Genomic DNA, 6,000 nt, shown 5'->3' with positions numbered 1-6,000 from the left:
AACAAACTAAATTTAATAATTTTAATTTGTCTGAAAAACAGGGAAGTCTACCAAAATTAGAATGATGATTAAAAATATACTTGGATTAGACTTGGGAACCAACTCCATTGGTTGGGCTTTGATAAAACAAAACTTTGAAAATAAGTACGGTGAAATTCTTGGGATGGGAAGCAGGATTATCCCAATGTCACAGGATGTTTTAGGCGAATTCGGAAAAGGAAATTCTGTTTCACAAACCGCTGCAAGAACTGGTTACAGAGGAGTGAGAAGACTGCGTGAAAGATTCCTGTTAAGAAGAGAAAGGCTTCACAGGGTTTTAAACGTTTTGAATTTTCTTCCAGAACATTATGCTTCACAAATTGATTTTGAAAAACGATTTGGAAAGTTCAAATATGAAACTGAACCGAAACTGGCTTATAATAATGATGGATTTTTTTTCAAGAATTCTTTTGATGAAATGCTTGGCGATTTTAAAGATCATCAATTTCATCTTTTAGAAAACGGTAGAAAAGTTCCCTACGACTGGACGATTTATTATCTCCGTAAAAAAGCGCTTTCTCAAAAAATAGAAAAAGAAGAATTAGCTTGGATTCTTTTAAATTTTAACCAGAAACGCGGATATTATCAATTGCGTGGTGAAGATTTTGAAGAAGAAAAGGACAGAGTATTTGTTAGATTGAAAGTAGACAGAGTTGTTGATTCGGGAGAAAATATTAAAGGAAAAATTCTTTATGACGTATATTTTGAAAATGGATGGAAATATGAAAAACAAATTGTAAAAACTGAAGATTGGATAGGGCGCACGAAAGAATTTATCGTTACAGAATCTATTCTAAAAAATGGCGATACAAAGAGAACCTTTAAAGCTGTAGATTCTGAAAAAGATTGGATTGCAATAAAAACAAAGACTGAGCAGGAAATCGATAAATCCCATAAAACTGTCGGAGCATACATTTATGAAGCATTGCTTCAAAACCCCAAGCAAAAAATTAAAGGGAAATTGGTCCGCACGATTGAAAGAAAATTTTATAGGGAAGAACTGAAAAAAATTCTGGAAAGACAGAAAGAGTTTCATCCGGAATTGCAAAGTGATGATTTATATAATGATTGTATAAGAGAATTATATCGCAATAATGAAGCTCATCAGATAACATTGAGTAAAAAAGATTTTGTTCACCTTCTTTTAAATGATCTTATTTTTTACCAACGGCCCTTGAGAAGCCAGAAATCTTCCGTTTCCAACTGTACTTTAGAATTCAGAAAATATAAAGATGAAAATGGAGTAGAACACGCACAATATTTGAAAACTATTCCGAAATCAAATCCATATTACCAGGAGTTTCGTGTCTGGCAATGGATGTTTAATCTGAATATTTACAGGAAAGATGATGATACGAATGTTACTAAAGAATTTTTAAGCAGCACGGAAGATTATGAGACTCTGTTTGAATTTTTAAATAACAGAAAGGAAGTTGACCAAAAAGCATTATTAAGACATTTTAAGTTAAATGAAAAAACACATCGCTGGAATTATGTAGAAGATAAAAAATATCCCTGTAATGAAACCAAAACAATGATTTCAACAAGGCTGGAAAAGGTTGAAAACTATCCGTCTGATTTCCTGACAAGAGAAATGGAACAAAATATCTGGCACATTATCTATTCCGTGAATGATAAAATAGAATATGAAAAAGCATTGAAATCATTTGCCCATAAAAATAATCTGGATGAAAACTCATTTTTTGAAGCCTTTAAAAAATTTCCACCCTTTAAAAGTGAATATGGCTCTTTTTCAGAAAAAGCCATTAAGAAGTTGTTGCCGTTGTTGCGATTAGGAAAATATTGGAATTGGGAAAGTATTGATAGAAAATCTCAGGGAAGAATTGAAAAAATCATCACAGGTGAATTTGATGGAAATATTAAGGATAAAGTGAGAGAAAAGGCAATTCATCTTACTGCGGAAAATGATTTTCAAGGTTTGCAGTTATGGTTGGCCCAATACATTGTTTATGGAAGACATTCAGAAGCATCAATGATTGGTAAATGGAATTCAGCTGATGACCTGGAAGAATTTTTAAAAGGATTTAAACAGCATTCACTTCGCAATCCAATTGTAGAGCAGGTGATTACAGAAACACTTCGTGTAGTGAAAGATATCTGGTTAAAATATGGAAATGGAGCTAAAGATTTCTTCAGCGAAATTCATATTGAGTTGGGAAGAGAAATGAAACAAACAAAAGATGAAAGAGTAGATGCCACAAAAAGAATAACGGAAAATGAAAATACAAATCTTCGTATAAAAGCTTTACTGGCAGAAATGATGAATGATAATTCTGTAGAAAATATTCGTCCTTATTCTCCGATGCAACAGGAAATTTTGAAGATTTATGAAGATGGAATTTTAAAATCTGACATAGAAATTGATGATGACATTCTGAAAATCAGCAAAACAGCCCAGCCTTCTTCATCAGATTTAAAGAGGTACAAGCTTTGGCTGGAACAGAGGTATAAATCACCTTATACAGGACAGATTATTCCATTAAATAAATTATTTACATCGGAATATGAAATTGAACATATCATTCCGCAAAGTAGATATTTTGATGACAGCTTTAGTAATAAAATTATTTGTGAGTCAGCAGTTAATAAATTGAAAGATAATTATATAGGTTTAGGATTCATAAAGCAGTTTGGTGGAATGATTGTTGAATGTGGTTTTGGAAAAAGTGTAGAAATTTTTAAAGCTGAGGAATATGAAGATTTTGTAAAAAAACACTATGCCAATAATAGAAGCAAAAGAAACAAACTCCTTTTAGAAGAGATTCCTGAAAAAATGATTGACCGTCAATTGAATGATACTCGTCATATCAGTAAATATATCTCAGGTGTTCTTTCCAATATCGTTCGGCAGGAAGATGGTACAGATGAAGGTGTGAATTCTAAAAATATTGTTCCCGGAAATGGAAAAATTACTACACAACTTAAACAAGACTGGGGTTTGAATGATGTTTGGAATGAATTAATTCTACCACGTTTTGAGCGGATGAATCAATTGACCAATTCAACTGATTTTACTTCGTGGAACAAAAATCATCAGAAGTTTTTACCTACTGTTCCGATTGAATTTTCAAAAGGATTTTCCAAGAAAAGAATAGACCATCGCCATCATGCTATGGATGCTTTGGTAATTGCATGTGCAACCAAAGACCATATTAATCTTCTCAATAATCAATCAGCAAAATCTGATACTAAACGATATGATTTAAAAAGAAAGCTGATGAAGTTTGAAAGAGTAGTTTATAGTCATTCCAAAACCGGCGAGAAAATTGAGAAGGAAGTTCCCAAACAATTTTTAAAGCCTTGGGATAACTTTACTGTTGATGCTAAAAACAAAATGGAAACAATTATTGTCAGTTTTAAACAAAACCTACGGGTGATCAATAAAGCAACAAATCATTACGAAAAATGGATTGAAAAAGATGGTATTAAAAGAAAAGAACTGATAAAGCAAGAAGGAACAAACTGGGCTATACGAAAACCGATGCATAAAGAAACTGTTTCAGGAAAAGTAGATCTTCCTGGGATTAAAATTCCAAAAGGGAAAATATTAACTGCTACAAGAAAGAGTTTGGATACTTCATTCGATCTGAAAACAATCAATTCAATTACAGATACGGGGATTCAGAAAATTTTAAAGAACTATTTAGAATTTAAAGGAAGTTCTGAATTGGCATTTTCACCTGAAGGAATTGAGGATATGAATAAAAATATCGAAAAATTTAATGATGGCAAACCACATCAGTCCATCAACAAAGTCAGGATTTTTGAATTGGGAAGCAAATTTTCTGTAGGTCAAACAGGAAATAAAAAAGATAAATATGTGGAGGCAGCCAAAGGAACAAATTTGTTTTTTGCGGTTTATGAAGATAAGAATGGGAAAAGAAGTTATGAGACAATTCCTTTGAATGAGGTAATTGAAAGACAAAAACAGGGATTGGATTCTGTTTCATTTAAGAATAAAGAAGACTTCTTACTTTGTCCTAATGATTTAGTTTATGTTCCATCAGAAGATGAACTTGAAAATATATATAATATAGATTTTAAGAATTTAACGACAGAAAAAACAGGAAATATTTACAAAGTTGTCAGTTTCTCAGGAAACCAGATATTTTTTATTAGACAAGATATTGCAATATCTATCGTCAATAAAGCAGAATTTTCTACTTTAAATAAAATGGAACGTGCCATTGACGGATCAATGATCAAAGAGAATTGTATTAAACTGAAAATAGATCGTCTAGGTAACATTGCCAAGATATAATAATATGATCACTCGCTCTATTTACATAGGTAATCCTGCATATCTCAAACTGAAAGATGAACAGATGAAAATCCTTTGTCCTGAAACGAAATCGGAGAAAGGAAGTATTCCTGTAGAAGATTTGGGATTACTGATGCTGGATCATTTTCAGATTACGATTTCACATCAGCTTATTCAGAAAATGATGGGGAATAATGTAGTAGTGATCAGTTGCGATATGCACCATTTACCACACGGAATAATGCTCCCAATATATGGACATACTGAGCATTCTGATAGAGTAAAAGATCAGCTAGAAGCCAGCGAACCACTTAAAAAACAACTTTGGAAGCAGACCGTTGAGTGTAAGATCGAAAATCAGAAAAATGTTTTGGTAAAACTGGGAAATTATTATGAGCCTATGTTGGAATATCAGAAGAATGTAAAAAGTGGCGATATCACCAATATGGAAGGCATTGCAGCACAGCATTACTGGAAGTACCTCATTAGCCTGGATTTTCTGAGGCAGCGTTTTGGAGATTCACCCAATCAGTTTTTTAATTTTGGATATTCGGTTCTCAGAAGCATTGTCGCAAGGGCAATTGTTGAGACCGGACTGCTTCCCGTTCTTGGAATTTTCCATAAGAATAAATACAATCCTTACTGTCTTGCCGATGATCTGATGGAACCTTATCGTCCTTTTGTGGATTTATTAGTAATGCAATGGCTTACAATCAATTCAGAAATGGAAGAATTAACTAAAGAATTTAAAGCTTTCATCTTACAGATTGCAACCAAAGATGTAAAAATAGATGATAAAACCAGGCCGTTATTGGTTGCAGTAAAAACAACAGCCACATCACTTTATAAATGTTATACGGGAGAAAAACGACTGATCTCTTATCCTGAATTGATATGAATGCCGAAAGGTTTAATGCATACCGGATTATGTGGGTTTTAGTATTATATGATCTTCCGACCGAAACCAAAGCAAATATGAAAGATGCTAACCGCTTCCGTAAGGCTTTGATTGATGATGGGTTTACATTATTTCAGTTTTCGATGTATGTCAGGCATTGCCCAAGCCGTGAGAATGCGGAAGTTCACATCAAAAGGGTAAAGTTTATGCTTCCAAAAGCAGGAAAAGTTGCCATAATGTGTATTACTGACAAACAATTTGGAGATATTGAAATATTCTTTGCCAGAAATAAAGAAGAACCTCCTCCAACCTTTCAACAGCTCGAATTATTCTAAATTTTGAATCCTAAAAATAAAAACAATCTGCTGATTTTCAGTAGATTGTTTTTTGAGGCTGTGACTAATCACGAAGATAATAATTTTTGAAAGCAATTCACAACATGGAACAACATGGATGTATCTATCAAGAAGCTGTGACTAATCACGAAGATAATAATTTTTGAAAGCAATTCACAACATTAAATAATGATGATTACAGTTACGAAAAGCTGTGACTAATCACGAAGATAATAATTTTTGAAAGCAATTCACAACCAAGCATTGTTTGTGGTTGAAAAGTAATATGCTGTGACTAATCACGAAGATAATAATTTTTGAAAGCAATTCACAACAACCGGATCCGTGCATCTTTGGACGTCAACGCTGTGACTAATCACGAAGATAATAATTTTTGAAAGCAATTCACAACATGGAACAACATGGATGTATCTATCAAGAAGCTG

Annotated in this window: 3 protein-coding genes and 1 CRISPR repeat array (1 of these 4 cut by a window edge); all 3 genes read left to right on the top strand. The window is 32.9% G+C overall.

The window, feature by feature from the left end; translation table 11 throughout:
• The first annotated feature begins 61 nt into the window (after positions 1-61).
• Genes cas9 through cas2 form a run of 3 tightly spaced genes read left to right on the top strand, consistent with a single transcriptional unit; the run spans position 62 to position 5,554 of the window.
• The gene (cas9, locus tag PMI13_RS08520; RefSeq protein ID WP_007842735.1) at positions 62-4,321 is read left to right on the top strand and encodes a type II CRISPR RNA-guided endonuclease Cas9; all 4,260 of its coding nucleotides are present in this window, start codon (positions 62-64) and stop codon (positions 4,319-4,321) included.
• A gap of 4 nt (positions 4,322-4,325) precedes the next feature.
• Entirely contained in the window at positions 4,326-5,219 is an 894-nt protein-coding gene (cas1, locus tag PMI13_RS08515) for a type II CRISPR-associated endonuclease Cas1 (RefSeq protein WP_007842734.1), read from the top strand.
• Positions 5,216-5,554 carry a CRISPR-associated endonuclease Cas2 gene (cas2, locus tag PMI13_RS08510; RefSeq protein WP_007842732.1) on the top strand — a complete coding sequence of 113 codons (339 nt, stop codon included), beginning with the start codon at positions 5,216-5,218 and terminating at the stop codon, positions 5,552-5,554. The genes cas1 and cas2 overlap by 4 nt, the downstream gene beginning before the upstream one ends.
• A 57-nt stretch (positions 5,555-5,611) precedes the next feature.
• A CRISPR array of direct repeats spans positions 5,612-6,000; the repeat unit is 47 nt; unit sequence GCTGTGACTAATCACGAAGATAATAATTTTTGAAAGCAATTCACAAC (it continues 3,429 nt past the right edge of the window).

Origin of the sequence: Chryseobacterium populi, assembly GCF_000282115.1 — a bacterium.
Lineage (GTDB): Bacteria > Bacteroidota > Bacteroidia > Flavobacteriales > Weeksellaceae > Chryseobacterium > Chryseobacterium populi.
Note: the sequence above shows the minus strand (reverse complement) of the source record. Positions and strands in the feature narration are given on the sequence as shown.